This is a genomic window from Catenovulum adriaticum (assembly GCF_026725475.1).
Lineage (GTDB): Bacteria > Pseudomonadota > Gammaproteobacteria > Enterobacterales > Alteromonadaceae > Catenovulum > Catenovulum adriaticum.
Genome location: NZ_CP109965.1, coordinates 2,192,619 through 2,212,082 on the forward strand (window position 1 = coordinate 2,192,619; position 19,464 = coordinate 2,212,082).

17 protein-coding genes are annotated in these 19,464 nt (G+C 40.0%); 8 read left to right on the forward strand and 9 right to left on the reverse strand.

From position 1 onward, the window contains the following. Entirely contained in the window at positions 1–1,521 is a 1,521-nt protein-coding gene (locus tag OLW01_RS09500; protein ID WP_268073630.1) for a SpoVR family protein, read from the forward strand. Positions 1,522–1,525: 4 nt separating this feature from the next. Here OLW01_RS09500 and fadR read toward each other — a convergent pair whose 3' ends face one another. Beyond that, on the reverse strand, positions 1,526–2,230 hold the full coding sequence (gene fadR, locus OLW01_RS09505; protein ID WP_268073631.1) for a fatty acid metabolism transcriptional regulator FadR: 705 nt from the start codon (positions 2,228–2,230) through the stop codon (positions 1,526–1,528). Positions 2,231–2,543: 313 nt separating this feature from the next. Between fadR and OLW01_RS09510 the strand changes: the two genes are divergently transcribed. From OLW01_RS09510 to OLW01_RS09540, 7 genes are all read left to right on the forward strand, one after another. Then, positions 2,544–3,308, forward strand: coding sequence for an alpha/beta fold hydrolase (locus OLW01_RS09510; RefSeq protein WP_268073632.1), 765 nt, complete (start codon positions 2,544–2,546; stop codon positions 3,306–3,308). A 72-nt stretch (positions 3,309–3,380) separates the two neighbouring features. Beyond that, a complete protein-coding gene (locus tag OLW01_RS09515) occupies positions 3,381–3,575 on the forward strand; it encodes a DUF2788 domain-containing protein (protein WP_268073633.1) in 195 nt (64 codons plus the stop codon). Positions 3,576–3,599: 24 nt separating this feature from the next. After that, positions 3,600–4,124: a flavodoxin FldA gene (fldA, locus tag OLW01_RS09520; RefSeq protein ID WP_268073634.1), complete on the forward strand. Its 525-nt coding sequence runs from the start codon at positions 3,600–3,602 to the stop codon at positions 4,122–4,124. Between the two features lie 424 nt (positions 4,125–4,548). Next, positions 4,549–5,730 carry a N(2)-acetyl-L-2,4-diaminobutanoate deacetylase DoeB2 gene (doeB2, locus tag OLW01_RS09525; protein WP_268073635.1) on the forward strand — a complete coding sequence of 394 codons (1,182 nt, stop codon included), beginning with the start codon at positions 4,549–4,551 and terminating at the stop codon, positions 5,728–5,730. Positions 5,731–5,774: 44 nt separating this feature from the next. Beyond that, positions 5,775–7,046 (forward strand): aspartate aminotransferase family protein, encoded by a 1,272-nt coding sequence (locus OLW01_RS09530; RefSeq protein ID WP_268073636.1) that lies wholly within the window; start codon positions 5,775–5,777, stop codon positions 7,044–7,046. Beyond that, complete coding sequence (doeA, locus tag OLW01_RS09535) at positions 7,043–8,299, forward strand: ectoine hydrolase (protein ID WP_268073637.1); 1,257 nt, start codon at positions 7,043–7,045, stop codon at positions 8,297–8,299. Before OLW01_RS09530 ends, doeA begins: the two co-directional genes overlap by 4 nt. 133 nt (positions 8,300–8,432) lie before the next feature. Next, positions 8,433–9,794: an NAD-dependent succinate-semialdehyde dehydrogenase gene (locus OLW01_RS09540; RefSeq protein WP_268073638.1), complete on the forward strand. Its 1,362-nt coding sequence runs from the start codon at positions 8,433–8,435 to the stop codon at positions 9,792–9,794. Between the two features lie 76 nt (positions 9,795–9,870). On the opposite strand, the gene flgL is transcribed toward OLW01_RS09540, so the two are convergent. From flgL to flgE, 8 genes are all read right to left on the reverse strand, one after another. Then, the gene (flgL, locus tag OLW01_RS09545) at positions 9,871–11,091 is read right to left on the reverse strand and encodes a flagellar hook-associated protein FlgL (protein WP_268073639.1); all 1,221 of its coding nucleotides are present in this window, start codon (positions 11,089–11,091) and stop codon (positions 9,871–9,873) included. Between the two features lie 2 nt (positions 11,092–11,093). Next, on the reverse strand, positions 11,094–13,142 hold the full coding sequence (flgK, locus tag OLW01_RS09550) for a flagellar hook-associated protein FlgK (RefSeq protein WP_268073640.1): 2,049 nt from the start codon (positions 13,140–13,142) through the stop codon (positions 11,094–11,096). A gap of 157 nt (positions 13,143–13,299) precedes the next feature. Beyond that, positions 13,300–14,346 carry a flagellar assembly peptidoglycan hydrolase FlgJ gene (gene flgJ / locus OLW01_RS09555; protein ID WP_268073641.1) on the reverse strand — a complete coding sequence of 349 codons (1,047 nt, stop codon included), beginning with the start codon at positions 14,344–14,346 and terminating at the stop codon, positions 13,300–13,302. An 8-nt stretch (positions 14,347–14,354) separates the two neighbouring features. After that, positions 14,355–15,440 (reverse strand): flagellar basal body P-ring protein FlgI, encoded by a 1,086-nt coding sequence (locus OLW01_RS09560; RefSeq protein ID WP_268076201.1) that lies wholly within the window; start codon positions 15,438–15,440, stop codon positions 14,355–14,357. 35 nt (positions 15,441–15,475) lie between these two features. Continuing rightward, complete coding sequence (flgH, locus tag OLW01_RS09565) at positions 15,476–16,168, reverse strand: flagellar basal body L-ring protein FlgH (protein WP_428980158.1); 693 nt, start codon at positions 16,166–16,168, stop codon at positions 15,476–15,478. 23 nt (positions 16,169–16,191) lie between these two features. Next, positions 16,192–16,980, reverse strand: coding sequence for a flagellar basal-body rod protein FlgG (flgG, locus tag OLW01_RS09570; RefSeq protein WP_268073642.1), 789 nt, complete (start codon positions 16,978–16,980; stop codon positions 16,192–16,194). 25 nt (positions 16,981–17,005) lie between these two features. Then, complete coding sequence (gene flgF, locus OLW01_RS09575) at positions 17,006–17,770, reverse strand: flagellar basal-body rod protein FlgF (protein ID WP_268073643.1); 765 nt, start codon at positions 17,768–17,770, stop codon at positions 17,006–17,008. 266 nt (positions 17,771–18,036) lie between these two features. Then, positions 18,037–19,455, reverse strand: a complete 1,419-nt coding sequence (gene flgE / locus OLW01_RS09580; protein ID WP_268073644.1) for a flagellar hook protein FlgE — start codon at positions 19,453–19,455, stop codon at positions 18,037–18,039. Between the last annotated feature and the right edge of the window lie 9 nt (positions 19,456–19,464).

Below are 19,464 nucleotides of genomic sequence, written 5' to 3' on the forward strand. Positions count from 1 at the left end.
ATGGTCACCCAAAAAACGCCATTAAGTGATGGCCCAGATTGGAATTTTGAGCTACTTGAACAATACCACACTGAGATTAAACGCGTGGCTGAGCATTACCGCTTAGACACTTATCCAAACCAAATTGAAGTGATTACAGCTGAACAAATGATGGATGCCTACTCGAGTATAGGTATGCCGATTGGATATTCCCATTGGTCGTTCGGCAAAAAATTTATCCAGACTGAGCAAAATTACAAACGAGGTCATATGGGGTTGGCTTATGAAATCGTTATTAACTCCAACCCGTGCATTGCTTATTTAATGGAAGAAAACACCATGACAATGCAAGCATTGGTTATGGCTCACGCTTGTTATGGGCATAATTCATTTTTTAAAAATAATTATTTATTTACCACTTGGACAGATGCTGATTCAATTATCGATTATTTATTATTTGCGAAAAATTATATTGCGCACTGCGAAGAAAAATATGGAATTAGCGAAGTTGAGTCGACTTTAGATTCATGCCATGCCCTAATGAATTATGGTGTCGATAGATATAAACGCCCTCAAAAAATTTCAATTCATGAAGAACAAAGACGCCAGCACGAAAGAGCTGAATATTTACAAAGCCAAGTGAATGATTTATGGCGAACCGTACCTAAAAAATCAACCGAAAAAGAGCATAAAACCGTTAAATTTCCGAGCGAGCCACAAGAAAACATTTTATATTTTATTGAAAAAAATGCGCCTATGTTAGAGCCGTGGCAGCGAGAATTAGTACGAATTGTTCGTAAGGTCTCCCAGTATTTTTATCCGCAAAAACAAACCCAAGTCATGAATGAAGGCTGGGCTACATTTTGGCATTACACCATATTAAATCATCTGTATGACGAAGGTTTAGTTACCGACAGCTTTATGCTTGAGTTTTTAAACAGCCATACCAATGTGATTTATCAGCCACCATACAACAGCCCTTACTATTCAGGTATTAATCCTTATGCGCTGGGCTTTAATATGTTTATTGATATAAGACGAATTTGTGAGCAGCCAACAGTTGAAGATAAATACTGGTTTCCTGACATTGCAGGTTCAAACTGGCTGGATACACTGCATTTTGCAATGCAGAATTTTAAAGATGAAAGCTTTATTAGCCAGTTTTTGTCACCTAAGCTTATTAGAGATTTAAAACTGTTTAAGATAACCGATAATGACCAACAAGAATTTATCGAAGTCGCGGCTATTCATAATGAACAAGGCTATAAAAATATTCGAGAGTCGCTCTCGCAGCAATATAACTTAAGCCAAGTTGAGCCAAACATTCAAGTTCACAACGTTGATATAAATGGTGATCGCTCACTTACCTTAAGATATACGCAGCATAACCGTATTCCATTAGCAAGCAGTCGACAAGAAGTGTTAAAGCATTTATACCGGCTGTGGAAATTTGATGTGAAATTAGAAATGGAAAATAGTGATGGCAGTGTCAGCACATTAGACACTTGCCCTATTAAAAAGTTAAAAGTTGCGCTTGATTAAAGCGCTAATCTAACTCAGGCAGATTTGCTTGATACTTTTTGAAAATTTCACCTGACTTTACCCCATATTTGCGTAATAACTCTGGTATTTGTTCAAAGTCACCTTCGCTGGCACAAGCTAAAAAAGCTTTGTAATGAGCCTGAGCTAAATCTCTGGCTTCTTGGTGAGAAAAATAGAATCGACCTAATTTTTCATAAAGCGATTTAAAACCATTTAAAATTAAAACATAAATTGAGTTATTTGAAGCTCTGGTTAATGCATGATGAAATTGGTAATCAAATTCGCTATAAGCTTCTTCAGTATCTGCCAATTTATTATAGTCAGCTAACGCGTGAACCACCGCTTTAGCATCATTTTTTACCGCAGCTCTTGCATAAATAATTGCAACATTCGTTCGGGCAGATAGCAAATCATCAATAATTTGATCCGAGTTATTATGATCTAATTTAACCAAAGTGCCTAAAATATTCAGCCCGCATGAATGCCAAATATCATTAACTTGAGTCGGTTTTCCGTGTTGAATTGTTAGCCAGCCATCTCTGGCTAGGCGCTGTAAGACTTCGCGCAGGGTGGTTCTTGTCACTCCAATAACGTCTGCCAATTCACGCTCTGCCGGCAAAATAGAGCCAGCAGGGTATTTACCATTCCAGATTGATTCAATTAAATATGTTTCAGCAACACCCGCAGGGCCTTGTGCTTTAATGTACATATCTACTTCCTTTATTGAATAATTTTAATAATTTATTAAAGCCTGTTCGTTTTTATTTGTTTTTAAGTGTTATGACAGCGGTAATAAACAAGAAAATATAAACAAAGCTTAACATGTATGCAGTATAACGTGACTCAGTTCGATAATGCATTACAAAAAGTAGAACTCAGTCACATAGTATAGTTTAAAATGGCATACCTTGTGCATTTTACGCTTTATCAAAATCACATAAAATCGTTCAAATGGCCAAAATTGCTGACGTTAAATCTGTTACAATCCATTCTATTGAGCCATTAGATTATTTTGATTAAATATGAAGTTACATTACAACTTAAGTGGTCAAGGCGAGCCGGTGGTGCTACTCCACGGTTTGCTTGGTCATTCACAAAATTTAGCAGGCATTGCAAAAGTTTTAGCCGCTGATTTTAAAGTGATTAATCTCGATTTAAGAAACCATGGCGTTTCACCCCATACCAATTTACATACCTATACTTTAATGGTTGAAGATGTACTAGAAACTCTGGCCCCATTAAATTTAAATAAAATAAATGTATTGGGCCATTCTATGGGTGGGAAAGTGGCAATGCAGCTCGCGCTAACTTACCCTCAAAAAATTAACAAGCTCATGGTTGAAGATATTGCACCCGTTGCCTACCCTGAACGGCACAATGAGATATTTAACGGTTTACAGGCTATTGATTTATCGAATCTTGCCAATCGACAACAGGCCGATGCGAAGCTGGCGCAATATGTCGATGATATTAACATTCGGCGGTTTTTATTAAGCAATCTGACAAAAAGTGAGGATCATTGGCAATGGAAAGTGAATTTGCCCGCTTTAATTGATCAATACTCAGAAATTTGCCAATTTAATCCGCCAGCTAATCAGAGTTTTGATGGCGAGACTTTATTTATTAAAGGCGGTAACTCTGATTATATTCAAGCCGATCATCAAAGTATTATTCAGCAGAAATTTCCAAATGCTCAAGCTAAGATTATTCAAGCAGCGGGGCATTGGATTCATGCAGAAAAAGCCAGCATATTCAATAAAATCATCTTAGATTTTTTACAAAAATGATTCTCATTACGAAAAGTATGATATAGTTTGCGACCTTAATTTTTGGTTTGACGTGAAAGATAGGCATCAAACATGACCTTTGAACAATTTGAAGCACTTAGTTTTTATTTAGGGATCAGCGGCTTATTTGTGTTAATTGCATTGGCAATAAAAGACATTTTAAGCAAAGGCGATGTTCCTGTGTATGGCAAAGTGATGGTTTGGCTAGTGCTGTTTTTAGGATGCGCCGGCTTTTTAGTTAAAGGTCTTATCCAAGTATTTTTTTAATCTTTGTAAAAGCGAGTTATCAATATGGCAGTAGTGGGCTTATTTTTTGGAAGCGACACAGGCAATACCGAAGCTGTCGCCAAAATGATCCAGAAACAACTGGGTAAAGACCTGGTAGACATTCATGATATTGCTAAATCAAGTAAAGAAGACATAGCAAACTATGACTTCTTATTATTTGGCATTCCAACTTGGTATTATGGTGAAGCACAATGTGATTGGGATGATTTCTTCCCCGATTTAGAAGAGATAGATTTCACTGATAAAGTGGCTGCTATTTTTGGTTGTGGAGATCAGGAAGATTATGCCGAATACTTCCTTGATGCAATGGGCATGGTACGCGACATTATTGAACGCAAAGGCGCAACTTTAGTGGGTCATTGGTCGACTGATGGCTATGACTTTGAAGCATCAAAAGGATTAGTTGATGATGATCACTTTATTGGTTTAGGTATTGATGAAGACAGACAACCTGAATTAACAGATGATCGAGTTAAAGCTTGGTGCCAGCAATTAACTGAAGAAATGTATCTTTCTGAATTTAAATAATTCACCATTAAGGCATTGTTATCTTTAAACAATGCCTTTTTATCTCTCCTTTTATTTTTTTCTTTAGACACCCCTTTTAAGCGCTTAAGACAGCTCAAAAATTTGAACGCTATCCCATTTTATTTTAAGCCTAAACTTATCTTGAACTTTCCTCGATAAATACACACCAAATTTATATATTGATTAATTAATCGTTATAGCGCTAAGCAATAGCAGCTTATAACTACTTTATATAAAAATATTTTTTATATAACTGGCGACAATGCAAGTTAACAACTATTTTTTAATTTATAGTAAAGTTTTTAGTTATTTGAAATATATTTTTTGATGAAAACAGGTAAACGATTGATTCTAAAAAGCTTTAGAACATGGCAGTTCAACTTATTGCGCTAATGCGGTCATCTCAAATAAAAATAGGAGACTCATGTCAAGCAACTGGCAAGATATTATCGATTCGGCAACCGAAACCCGAAAAGCATTACATCAATCACCAGAGTTAAGCTGGCAAGAAACTCAAACCGCTTCTCTGATTCGAGAAAAACTTAATCAATTAGATATCCCGTGGCAAAGTTATGCGCAAACTGGCACTTTAGCTTGCATTAACCCATCAGCAAAAGGAAATGGGCACCCACATATTGCACTTAGAGGCGATATAGACGCTTTACCCATTAGCGAAAAAACGGATAAAGCTTGGCAATCTAAAACAGATGGTTGCATGCATGCGTGTGGGCATGATGGCCATACCGCCACGCTATTGGCAACGGCGGAGTGGCTAAAGTTAAATGAAGCCGAAATCCCGGGTGCCGTTAGCCTCGTTTTTCAACCAGCAGAAGAAGGCGGGCATGGTGCACGCGAAATGCTCAAAGATGGTGCACTAAAAGAGGTAGATTATATTTATGGGTGGCACAACTGGCCAGCTATTCCGTTTGGCCAATTATTATGCCCTGACGATATTGTAATGTGCGGCAATGGCACGTTCGAAGTTATCATTACCGGCAAAGGCGGTCACGCTAGCCAACCAGAACTGTGTGCCGATCCTGTCTTAGCAGCAAGTGCAATTAATCTCGCATTGCAACAAATAATTAGCCGTAAGCTTGCACCACAACAGGCCGCTGTTGTAAGCGTTACCTCAATTCAAGCTGAAAGTGGTCTTACCGTTATTCCACAACAAGCCAAATTATCGGGCTGTATTAGAGTACCGAATCAAGAAACAGCTGACACTATTAATCAGTTGATTGAACAAATCAGTCATGATACCGCTAAAGCTTATGGGACAGAGTGTCAGGTCAACATTTACCCTCGTTATAGCGCGACCATTAATCATAAAACCCACGCCCAACGCGTGCGAGAAGAATGGCAAAATTTATACGGTAAAGATAGTTTGGCACAAAATGTGAATGTGCCAATTATGGCGTCTGAAGATTTTAGCTACTATTTAAATGCTATTCCGGGGGCATTTGCGTTGATTGGTGCCGATGATGGCGAAAACCATGATGCGCCTTGCCATAGTCCTAATTACGATTTTAACGATAAATTAATCGCCTTAGTCACTCAATTATTTTCTCGTATTGTAGGCGCTCCTGTGCCTAATTTAACTAAATCTTAAACTAAGCAATGCTTGCTTAACTCAGTCACCCCATGGAGGTCATTATGAGCATTTTTGAACAAAGAGAATCCGATATTCGTGCATACTGCCGTGTATATCCGGTTGTTTTCGAAACCGCGAATAATGCAAGGCAAACCGATGAGAATGGAAAAGAGTATATTGACTTTTTTGCTGGTGCTGGTGTTTTAAACTTTGGTCACAACAACCAGCATATGAAAAAAGCCGTTATTGAATATATCGAAAAAAATGGGGTCACTCATAGCCTAGATATGCACACAAGTGCCAAACGGGACTTTATGCAGCGCTTTGTAGACACCATTTTAGAACCTAGAAACATGCCCCATAAATTACAATTTATGGGGCCGACTGGGACAAATGCAGTTGAAGCCGCTTTAAAAATTGCACGCCGAGCAACGGGGCGAACTGAAGTTGTGGCTTTTACTCATGGCTTTCACGGGATGACATTAGGTGCACTCGCTTGCACTGCTAACCAATATTTTAGGGGCGCCGCAGGCGTTTCGCTTCAACATGTGCGGCATCAACCTTTTGGCTGCGAAAAGACCTGTGGTGATTGCCATAATGGATGCGGTGTTGCCAGCGTAGATGCTTTAGCTGCTTTATATGAAGATAGCTCAAGTGGTGTTAGTCCACCGGCTGCGTTTTTAGTAGAAGCGATTCAAGCTGAAGGTGGCGTTAAAGTAGCTAGCAAAGCTTGGTTAGAAGCATTAGGTAAGTTAGCTAAAAAAGTGGGTGCGTTACTCATTTTAGATGATATTCAAGTTGGCTGTGGCCGCACAGGTTCATTTTTTAGCTTTGACGATATTGATATTGACCCTGATGTAATTTGTTTAGCCAAAGGCATAGGTGGCATGGGCACGCCAATGGCGCTTAATTTAGTTAAACCTGAAATTGATAAACATTGGTCGCCGGGTGAGCATACTGGCACATTTAGAGGGCAAAATTTATCCTTTGTTGCAGGTAGTGTAGCGTTAAAGTACTTTGAAAATGACGCTTTAATGCAAGAAGTTAAAGCCAAAACCGAGACAATGCAGCAGCACATATCGCCTTTAGCTAGCACATTTGATGCAATTGAAATCAGAGGCAAAGGCATGATTATGGGCCTAGATGTGGGAACCGGTGAAACTGCCCGTGCCATTATCGATAAGTGTTTTGAGCAAGGTCTATTAATTGCCGTGTGTGGTACAGGCGGACGTGTTATTAAATTAATCCCCCCGCTCACGATTCCTGAATCAGATTTAAAACAAGGGTTAGAAGTTTTAGTTAAAGCAACACAAGATGTGATGGAGGCTTTATGAAACAACGCGACGATATGACTTTTAGCTTCGACGAATATGAACGCCGAATTAGTGAACTAAGAACGCGCATCGCACAACGTAATTTAGATGCGGTGGTAATCAGTGATCCTGAAAATATTATGTATTTAACGGATTATCAGACAACTGGCTATTCTTTTTTTCAGGCCCTAGTTGTGCCGTTAGAAGATGAACCTTTTATGATCACTCGAGCAATGGAAGAATCGAACGTTATTGCTCGAACCTGGGTTGAAAAAACGCGCCCTTATCCTGACACTGGCGATGCTATTCAAATGCTCGTGGATGCCCTAAAAGAGTTTGGGTTGTCGAAAAAACGCATTGGTTATGAACGCAATAGCTATTTTTTCCCGGCTTACCACCAAGACTGTATCCACACGACTTTAAATGAAGGCAAATTATTAGATTGCTTTGGTATTGTAGAGCAAGGCCGAATTAAAAAATCTCCTGCAGAAATTGAGCTGATGCGTAAAGCCGCACAAGCGACTGAAGCTGGAATGCAAGCCGGTATTGAAGCTGCACAAGTAGGTGTTACCGAAAATGAAATAGGTGCAGCCATTAGCAGTGCTATGTTTAGCGCTGGCGGTGAGCCCCCTGCTGTTATGCCTTATGTCACATCGGGTCCTCGCAGCATGATTGGTCACGCTACTTGGGAAGGTAGAACGGTTCAAGAAAATGAACATGTCTTTTTAGAAGTTGGTGGCTGTTACCGCCGCTACCACACTGCCATGATGCGTACCATTGTCATGGGTAAATTGACAGACTCTATGTATAAAGCTCAAGAAAGAATGAAGCTGGCTCTGCACTCTGTCAAAAATTATGTGCAGCCTGGCATGACAGTCTCTGATGTAGATAATTTAGTGCGCAATATTATTTCTGAAAATGATGTCGGTGCGAGACTGATTACCCGTTCAGGTTATTCGATTGGGATCGCATTTCCGCCGAGTTGGGATGAAGGCTATATTATTAGTCTAAAACAAGGTGAATCTGCATTCTTAGAAGAAGGCATGACATTTCATATTATCCCTTGGATGTGGGGAGTTGATGGTAACAAAACCTGTGGCATCTCAGACACCATTTATGTAACGGATAAAGGCTGCGAATCTTTCTTTTCATTGCCTGAAGATTTTTCAGTAAAAAGCAATGAAAAAGTCAAACCAACGAAAGATAAAAACAGTTCTAGCAATAAAGCTGATAATAAAAAATCAGCTAAATTAGTTGAGGTAAATAGTAAATAGGCGACCTCATTTAAACTCAAATTTAATGATGAAATAGCCTGTGCTATTCGCCAACCCGAAAAATAATCAAGTCATTTAAAATATCATATCTCAGAGTTTATTCACTCTGAGATAAATTCGTTTAGAGGTGATTATGTTAACTGCAACCAATCCTTTTACCGCACAAAAAATAGCAGACTATCCCGCATTAAACGCTCACCAAATAAGCGATTGTATTGGGAAAGCCGTTACTGCATTTGATAAGTGGCAACAAACATCGATTGAAGAAAGATCTAGCGTATTAAATCAAATTGCGATCCAGCTCAGAGAGCATAAAAGCAAGTTAGCAAAATTAATGGCTGAAGAAATGGGCAAACCAATTAAAGAAGGTTTAGCCGAAGTAGAAAAGTCAGCTTGGTGTGCTGAGCATTACGCCCAAAACGCAAAAGCCTATTTAACAGAAGAAGTGATAGCCTCCGATGCGTCCAAAAGTTACGTTACTTTTCAGCCTCTTGGCACCTTACTTGGTATTTTACCTTGGAATGCCCCCCTTTGGATTGCATTTAGATATTTAGCGCCAGCTTTAATGGCTGGTAATACATGTGTGATGAAACATGACCCTAATGTACCTGGATGTGCTCAAGCGTTAGTTGATGTATTTACCAAAGCAGGCGCACCTGCAAATATAATGGTCAACTTACCGGTTAAAACCTCGGATGTAGAAGTTGCCATGCGCGATCCTAGAATTGCCGGCATTTCTTTTACTGGCTCAAGCGCGGCTGGTAAAAAAGTAGCCTCTGTGGCGGCCTCAGAACTAAAGCCAGCAGTATTAGAGTTAGGCGGCTCTGATCCTTGCATTATATTAGCCGATGCAGATTTAGAGCAAGCGAGCAGTACAGCTGTGCTGTCTCGTATCATTAACGCGGGTCAATCTTGCATTGCAGCAAAGCGTATTATTGTTCAAGCTTCAGTTTATAACGAGTTTGTTGAATTAGCCAAAAGCAAGCTTGAAGCATTAAAGTTAGGCGACCCGCTAGATGAATCAACCCAAATCGGCCCATTAGCGAGACAAGACTTACAACAAAATTTACATCAACAAGTATCACAAAGTATTCAAGCTGGCGCTACCTGCTTGTTAGGCGGTGAATTACCTGATACCCAAGGTTATTTTTACCCTGTCACTTTATTAACCGATGTAACCCCCAAAATGGCCGTTTTTAATGAAGAAACCTTTGGGCCTGTTATGGCAATTATTAAAGCTGACGATAGCGCCCATGCACTCGAGCTGGCCAATCGAACTGAATATGGTTTAGGTGCTGCGATTTGGAGTAAAGATGATGCCAGTGCCGAGAAGCTGGCCTTGCAAATTAACTCAGGTCAAGTAGCCATTAATGGCATTGTAAAAACCGACCCTAGATTACCCAGCGGCGGAATTAAAAAATCAGGTTACGGTCGAGAGTTAGGTCCGCATGGCATAAAAGAATTTGTAAATGCCAAACAAGTGTGGATTAAATAAATCGCAATATAATTAACGAAAAGTATAATCAACGAAAAGTGGATAAAGGCTATCCACTTTTTCTTTTTAAGATAAATTATAAATAATTAAACAACGAAAGTCCGGATAAACGAGTAAATGTTTGGCTCGATACCTGAAAGGCTACTTCTTGTTTTTGTAATTCAGTTATGGCTTCAGCTAAATCAACTTCTGATACATTGGCTTTTGCTTCTCGGATATTAATATCCTGATCGGCATTCGATAACGCAACCGAATCTAATACGTTAACCTTACCCCCAATTTCTGACCGGGCTTCGCCCAAATTCTGTTGGGCTTGAGAGATAGAGAATAACGTGTTTTGGATTTTATCTGAATAACTGTCATTTAAATTTTCACTGCTTTGAATCACACTGACTAATTCATCTAAAGCATTTAAAATATTCTTTTTGTTTGGCGGGTCCAAACTAAAATCTATACTGTCACCAGCATTACCCTCTACTTTAAACTCTAAACCTTTAAATTCAATAGGCTCACCCTGAGTATAATCACCAGAATCTAAAACATTGCCGGCGTTATCTTCAACCTGATAAGTGCCCGCCCCCAATACAAGACTATAGTCATTAGAGCCTGCTGGATTAGGCGGAACTTGAACATAATTTTGGGTATGAAACTTATCAAAGCTGTCACCACTAATGAGTCTATATTCACCGGTTGCAGTTGAGGTACTATTAATAGTCACAGAGCTGCGCGCGTCTGTATTTTCAAAAATAGCTAAACCTGAACCGGGTATACCCGTATCCATTTTAAGTGTTTCAGACACCTGAATTTGTTTTATATTTTCATCCCCTTGATAAACAAATTCTCCCGCTGAGTTTTTTACAAATGGTGGCTGATCTGATTTAGCGCCAGCAAAAATATACTCGCCTTGTGCGTTTTTGGTGTTCATTAAATCAAAAACTTCGTCTTTGATTAGGCTTATCTCCGCAGCTATCGCTTTTCTATCTTCAAAACTATAAGCTCCATTGCCTGCCTGAATCGTTAAACTATTGGCTTTAGTCAGCGAGTCGTTAATGTTAGTCATTATCGTTTCTTGCTCGGCTAAACTGCTTTTAACACTCAGGTTATTCTTTTTAAACTGTTCTAAACGCGCAAGATCTTCATCAAACCGCACAACCTTAGTGGCGCCTGTTGGATCATCTGATGGTTTTAAAATATTAGTTTGTTCATTCAGTACATCATTTGCTCTAACCAAACGCTTTTGTGACTCTAAAATACCGTCTAAATTTCGGTTATAAATCATATTTGTGGTTAAACGCATGATTAAGTCCTCACAGCTGCTAGCAGCGAATCAAAAATAGTTTGAGCAACGGTAATAATTCTGGCTGATGCATTATAAGCTTGTTCAAACTTAATTAAATCTGCAGCTTCTTCATCTAGATTAACCCCGGCTACATTTTGTACTCTAGCTTCAGATTGCGACAACAAACTTTCGCTAGCTGCTAAATCTACGTTAGCACGATTTGCGGTATCGCCAACAAAGCCAATTAAATTAGAATAAGCTTGATTAAAGGTGAGGGTATTTTGCTCAGAGCCACTTACATTACGGCGCATCGTATCACTCGATTGTAAATCGGTCAGTTGCTGCGCATTAAAGTTATCATCTAAGCTATCTGAGTTATAGGCTAAGTTAAATTCATCACCCGGTTCTGGCTTACCCGAGACACTAATTTCATATCCAGGATAGTTTTCACCATGTGAGCCGGCTGGCCATGTACCTGCATCACGCAGTTGCTGCATAATATTATTGCCGTCAGTTACCGTGCCTATCACTGCACCTGTACTGTCTTGTACTTCATATTCTTCTGCAAGGGTGTAAACTACTTTTGCAGGCGCGTCAGCATCTAAGTTACCAGCGCCGTCAAAAGCTGACATATTAAGCGGCGTATTTGAGCTATCAGTAGAGCTCACGCTAGTCAATTTAGCGTCACCTGAACCCAAGTTAGCAATGGGGTTTTCAACCGTAATAGGCGCAGCCAACGCTAATTGTTCAGGCCGGTTGATATTTAAATCAATTTGCACACCCGCTAATCGAGTTGGGCGAACTAAAAATTTATCGCCTTGCGCAAATGCACCATCCGCTTCAAATCTTAATTCTAAACCATCGGGTAAACCTTGGGCGCTGGCTTGAGTATCCGTCGTATTGGCCGGTATGGTGAAAGGTCCACTAGTGTTTCCTACGGCATCTCCGCCTTGATACGCTTGCACGGTATACTCTGTTGCACTGGTAAAGGTGAGTTCATAATCAAAGTTAGTAACGCTACCACCTTTGCCGTCTTCAATACCGACTTCGATAAAATGGTTGCTGCTAGAGTTATCATCAAAACCGAGTGCTTTAGTGGTAGGTATGTTAAAAACATCCTCTCCTAAATCTCCGTCCAGTGTTACACCTTTTTTATTTTGCTCATTCATCGCATCGGCGTAAGCAATCGCTAATTGACCTAATGAGTTAACAGATTCATCCAATACCGTTTTGCGGTATTCAATTAAGCCCCCTATCTCACCGCCTAAATCATTAGTATTAAAACTTCGGTTGGCTGAACCGTTGCTGGCTGAAATTTCAATTTGAGTTCTGGTTGGATCAGGATCACCATTTACTGCTTTAAATTGAAAGTAATGTCCATTCGTGACTAAAGGTTGACCATTTTGTGTATTCAATAAAATAGCCCCACTATTATCTTCAAGCGGCTGTAAATTTAGTTTCTCGGCTAATTTTTTTACTATTTCATCTCGCTCATCTAATAGTTCTGGCGAGGCTTGTCCATTCACTTCCGTTTTTTTAGAAGTCACTACACTCTGATTAATATCATGCAATGACTTTATCAATGAATTGGTTTCATTTAACTGCAATTTTAGCTCATCGTTGATAACGTTTTCTTGCTCTAGAACACGATCAGATAAACTTTGCATTCTGTCGACTAAAGCTTGTGAGTCTGATATTACAAGTTGCCTTGGCGTTAATGAAGTTGGATCATCACTAGCTTCGTGTAAGCGTGAAAAAATGCTGTCTAACCCTTTGGCGATACTGGTTGAGTCATCAGAAAATAAGGTATCTAACACCGCGGTATTATCTGACAAAGCTTTTAAACGTGAATGTTCAGAGGTATCTCGTCGGAATTGATCAATCGCAAACTGATCAAATAATCGAGTCACTTGTGGGCGACCAACCCCCCACTCAACATAGCTCGAATACTCAGTGCGTTGACGCGAGTAGCCTGGGGTATTTAAATTTGCGATGTTATTACTGGTTGTCGCTAACTGGTTTTGATTACCTAATAACGATGAACTACCAATCTGTAATAGAGAACTCATAGGTCGTACCTAAAATTAAATAACTCAAATGTGAGTCGATTTAGATGATTAATACAAATTTAATGTGCTAAAGCTTGAATAAAATATGACCCTAAACACGATAAAAGTATAGCCACAGTCATACTTTTAAGCTGTATTTAAATATCGGCTCGTTATCTTAAAACTTTAGCACAGATGATGATTTAAAAACGGAATCTTTTAATATGGCTTGTATTTTTGACGCATAATTAGGATCGGTTGCATACCCTGCGTTTTGCAGCTCGGTAAAGTAAGCATTAGAATCGTTAGCAACGGAGACAGCTTCGCTATATCTAGGGTTAGTTTGAATAAATTGGGTATAGTCATCTAGTGCCTGATGAACGTTATCATAAGATCTAAAATGAGCTTTTTCCTGAACTGCTACCCCATTTCGGTGTTCAAGCGTATTAACGTAGGCCTTATCACCTTGCCAACGATTATCCGCTTTAATACCAAAAAAATTCAATGCATTACTGCCATCTGAATTTTGGATCATTTTTTGCCCCCAGCCTGTCTCTAGCGCAGCTTGAGCTATCATAGCTTGAGGCTCTATACCAATTTTGTGCGCTACTTTTTCAGCAATCGGCATCAATTTATCAACAAAATCTTGCTTTGATTCAAAACTTAATAGCTTGTTCGAATTAATCGCACTAGCTTGCTGAATTGGCTCATTTGCAAGCGGTTGATTGGGTTGAAGATGCTGATAACGCGCTAATTGCTCAGCCTGAACTAAATTAGCCATCTGCATTGAGTCATCTAACGACTTATCAAACTCGCTATCTGTTTGACGCAATTGCTGAGCATATTTAGGGCTGTGTAATGCTTGCTGTAAACCGGCATCCGGCCTTAAGCTTTGCGCACTTTGAAAATTGTCAGGATTAGGATCGAGTTGTTGCACAATTAAATCAGCCAAACCTAAGGCACCTGTTTGAGATAAATCCATCGCCATTTGGTCATCATGCATATCTCGATAAAATTTTGTGGTTTGGCTATTAAAAGGGCTATCTTTATCGGCTAAAACCTCTTCAGCCTGACGCATGCTTTTGAGCATCATCTTCATAAAAATAGATTCAAAATGCTCGGCGGCTTTGCGCAGCGCTTGCTTATCGTTTTTAAGCCCGCCTTGACGTAGCTCATCTAAGCCAGAAAAGTCGTTATATAGTTGTGATTGCTCTAATTTGTCCATTGCAAACCCTAAATAATCACTAACTCGCCTTGCAAAGCACCTGCTTCTTTTAAGGCTTCTAAAATGGCCATTAAATCTCCTGGCGCTGCGCCTATTTCGTTCATAGCGCGAACCAATTCATCTAAACTAGCCCCCGTATCCAGTACAAACATCCGAGTATCGTCCTGGGCAACATCAATCACAGATTGAGTTGTGACCACAGTTTCACCGTCGCCAAAGGCGTTAGGTTGATTCACTTGCTGGTTTTCAGCAATGGTTACCGTTAAACCGCCGTGAGTAATTGCGGTTGGCGCTAAACGCACATCTTGACCTATCACTATGGTGCCTGTACGAGAATTAACAATGACTTTTGCGGGCGCATCGGCCGGATTAAACTGTAAATTTTCTAAGGTTGAGATATAAGAAACACGTTGACCAATATCACGCGGTGCCATCACTTGTACTGAGGTTGCATCAACCGCTGTGGCTGTATTTGGCCCTACTAATTGATTTATCACATCAGCCATTCGCTTGGCGGTGGTAAAATCAGGCCGGTGCAGGTTATAAACCAAATGGTCGCCATTGCCTAAAGCCGTTTTTACCTCTCGTTCAACCAAAGCGCCATTAGCAATACGACCAACGGTTGGCGTATTAACTAATACACGCGAGCCATCTCCACCTTGTATGCCAAAACCACCAACCACTAAGCTACCTTGTGCGACAGCATAAACTTGGCCATCGATCCCCTTTAAGAAGGTTTGTAATAACGTACCGCCATTTAAACTACCGGCACTGCCGATAGAAGACACGGTAACATCTATGGTTTGGCCTGGTTTGGTAAAAGGTGGTAATGTTGCGCTAACCGCAACTGCAGCCACATTTTTAATTTTGGGTTTAACATCAGATGGCATGCTAATACCAAAATTATTAAGCATGGTTTTAAAGCTTTGTTCTGTAAAAGGACTTTGCTCGCCCGTGCCAGGTAAACCAACCACTAGGCCATAGCCCACTAATTGGTTATTTCTAATACCTTGGATACTGGCTAAATCTTTTATGCGTTGTGCTATTGCTTGATTGCTTACTATTAATAAACTTAAACTGGCTAACCAAAGCATTTTTTTATATAGAGATTTCATCGTCATCCCGCCTCTTAAAATGGCCACCAAGTGGAATAAAAGAAACTCGATAACCAACCTTGCTTATTGGCATCTGCAAACGAACCTGTTCCGCTATATTCAATTCTTGCATTCGCAATTCGATTACTGGCAACTGTATTACTACTGCTCACATCTTCAGGCCGTAATGTTCCGGTTAACCGAATATATTCTTTACCTGTATTTAACGTGAGCCATTTCTCACCTCGAACAACCAAATTGCCATTCGGTAAAATACGCGTCACATGTACAGATATTTCACCGTTAAGGCTATTGCTTTGATCAGCTTTTGAATCGCCTTTAAATTCTGTTTCGCTGCTTAAACCTAAATCAATTGGGTTACCTTTAAAGGTAACGTTTTTCCCAAAAGCGGTAAAAGGCGCCATGCTGATATCATTCTCTTTACCGTATTCCGCTTTAGCGTTTTTAGAAGCAGATGTATTTTCTTCCAACATGACAGTAATAATGTCGCCAAGACGTCTGGCTTTGCTGTCTGAGTAAATATTATTGTTAGCGACAGTGCTAAACAAAGAGCCATTAGGCACAACTTGAGTCATAGTTGGAGCAGCCTCAATAGGTGCATACATAGGATCATCCGGTTCTGGTTGCTCCATCGGCGTAGAGGCACAGCCAGTTAATAACCCTGCACAGACCAATACAAAAGATTGCATGACATATATTGGTTTCATGATTTTGCTCCAAACATTTAAAATTATAGTTGCTGAACCGCTTGGCCTAACATTTGGTCAACCGATGAAATGACTTTTGAATTCATTTCAAATGCACGTTGGCTCTCTATTAAATTAACCAATTCTTCAGTGACGTTGACATTTGACGTTTCCAATGCACCTTGAATGGTTAAACCTAAGCCATCAACACCGGGAACCCCTTGAACTGGAGCTCCACTAACCGCTGTTTCTTTATATAAATTTTGACCCATAGGTTGTAAGCCTGATGGATTAATAAAATCAGACACCGTTAACTGGCCGATAACTGCATTATCAGCTTCGCCCGGCAAGGTAACTGAAACTTCTCCATCTTGTGACACCGTTATAGACTGTGCGTTTTCAGGCACAACAATATTAGGTTGTAATAAAAAACCCGCACCTGATGTCACCATTTGACCTTCTTCATCTAAAGTAAACTGGCCATTTCGGGTATAAGCTATGGTGCCGTCAGGCTGTAAAACCTCGAAAAAACCTTTACCTTGAATCATCATATCGAGCGAGTTTTCAGTAGTTTGCATATTGCCTTGACTAAAGTTTTTTTGAGTCGCTACTACTTTAGAACCTGCCCCCAACATTAACCCATTAGGCAATTCAGTATCTTGTGAAGAACGACCACCTGGCTGATTTATGTTTTGATATAATAAATCTTCAAAAATAGCTCGGCTTTTTTTAAAACCAATCGTACTGGCATTGGCTAAATTATTAGAAATAACCGAAATATCAGTTTGGGTTGCATCAAGTCCGGTTTTACTAATCCAGAGAGCTGAGTGCATAATAACCTCCTGAGCATTAGCTCAATTAAAAAACTCGCATTAAAGCGTCTGACTGCTGATCTATCGTTTCCGCTTGTTTCATCATCTTAGTTTGCATTTCAAATTGACGTTGCAGCGAAACCATATCAACCATGGCACTAACCGCATTTACATTACTGGACTCTAATGCGCCTTTAACAATTTTAACGTCTGGCGATGCATCACAAAATCCACATAATTCAAATTCTTGCTGGTCTTTTGGGCGAAATAAACCATCATTTTTCTTATCTAACTGAAAATCATCGTCTGGTTTAATCAGCTTAATTCGGTCCACGTCTTCTAAAAAATTAGCGGGTGCGCCTTGAGGCCTCACCACTATGGAGCCATCTAAACCTATTTCTACCTTATCAACTGGTACAGGCAAAATAATAGGGCCGCCTTCCCCTAATACAGGGTTGCCTCGCGCTGTAGTCAGCATGCCTTCAGGGGTTATTTGCAAATTACCAGCGCGGGTATAAGCTTCGTCCCCTTGGTTATCCTGAACAGCCATCCAACCATCTCCTTGAATTGCAATATCCAAATCTCGTCCGGTTGTAATTAAAGTTCCACCAGCCATATTTTGCGCTGGCCTTTCGGTCATTGAAAATACTCGAGTTGGTAAACCTTCACCAAAAGCTTGCATGCTTCGGGCCTGTGCCATATCAGCTTTAAAACCTATGGTTTTTACATTGGCTAAATTGTTGGCTTGCATAGAAACATTGAGCAGATTTTGCTTTGCTCCGCTCGCTGCAATATATAACATTTTATCCATATCGACTGCCGTTGATTATTTGACGTACAATAGATAAAGCAAACGGCATACCAATTTAACAAATAATAGAATATTTAAATTAAGTTATTGAAATTACTTAAGATATAAACTTAGCTTTTAGGGAAGAAAAGGCTAGCCAGTTTATTGACGATAATCGTCTAGCTAAAATTAACTGCCAGCTGAAGGATGCTAAATAAAAATAAAAAAGCCACAGTAAATGTGGCTTTGAGTTGACTGGTGTTGAACTGTCAGATTCGATAAAGTTATTATCGAATCTGCAAAATATTTTGTTGTAATTGTGAGTTCACATCTAAAGCTCTTGAGTTAGCTTGAAATGATTTTTGAGCAGTTATCAAATCAACTAATTCTTGGGTAATATCCACATTTGATTGCTCAAGTGCAGATGAAACAACACTACCAAAAGTACCTGTATTGGCTTCACCGGCTAAAGCTTGCCCCGATGAAATCGTCTCTTTCCAACTGGTGTTACCAATTTGCTGCAAACCTTGCTCATTGGCAAATCGCACCAATGCTACCCGACCTAAAAAATCAACTGTGCCGTTAGAATAATTCGCTGAAACTAAACCATCATCGCCAATACTCACACCGGTTAATCGCCCGACGGTTGCGCCGTCTTGCTCAAGCGAGGTCACTTCAAACGCAGAGGCAAATTGAGTCGGATCTTGAAAATCTAAAGTAATCTGCTGCGCTGGATTTGCCCCGTTGGTTAAAACACCTGCTTGACCCGCATTTGGGCCCAATTCTTGAGTTTGAATGAAAGGTTCAGCATCAACCCCTGGGAAATACCCATTAACCGACTGAACTATCCCTTGATTATCAAACACTATAGGTACACCGACAAAATCGCCATCACCTGCACCATAACCTGTCGGTGCTGCAGTCACTGTTCCACCCGCATCCGGATCTGTCGCCCCTGTCGCGGTGCCATTTAAATCAACCGGGATAGGATTACCATTATCATCTGCGTCAATTGACATAAAAACATGCCAGCGATTAATTGGTGGCGCAGCAGCTGCCCCCGCTTCATCTTTAACATAATAAGTGGTTTGAATATGGCTCTCACCTAAAGAGTCATAAACCGTCACAGATGAAGATGCATGATAAGTTGAATTATCATTTGGATTAAATAATGCTGGGTCCAGCGGAGTTGAAGTAGAATCTACGTTAAATGTCATCTCTACTTCACTGGTTTCAATCGGCACACCTGCTGAGTCAGGTATTCGTAATGCATCTGTGGTGCTTAAAGAAACCCCTTGTGATGTACCATCTTCATTAACTGGATAAACCTGTAAATAATTACCTTGGTTAGTCACCACAAAATTATCTTCATTCAATTTAAAATTACCAGCTCGAGTAAAAGTGTTATCACGTGAAGTTAACTCTGGCGTAGTGGCAAAAAAACCATTACCAGTAATTGCCAAATCTAGCGAGTTAGTTGTAAATTTTAAGCTACCCTGGCTAAATTGCTGAGCAACGACCGCCGTTAAACCGCCATCACCCACTTTTGTTTTACCGCCGCCAAATACACTACTGGCATATACATCAGCAAATTCAGCTCTCGAGCCCTTGAAGCCGGTTGTATTTGAGTTTGCAATGTTATTTGCGGTTGTATTTAAATCTTTTTGCGAAACCGAAATACCACTAAGCGCAATGTTAAAAGACATAAGTTTTCA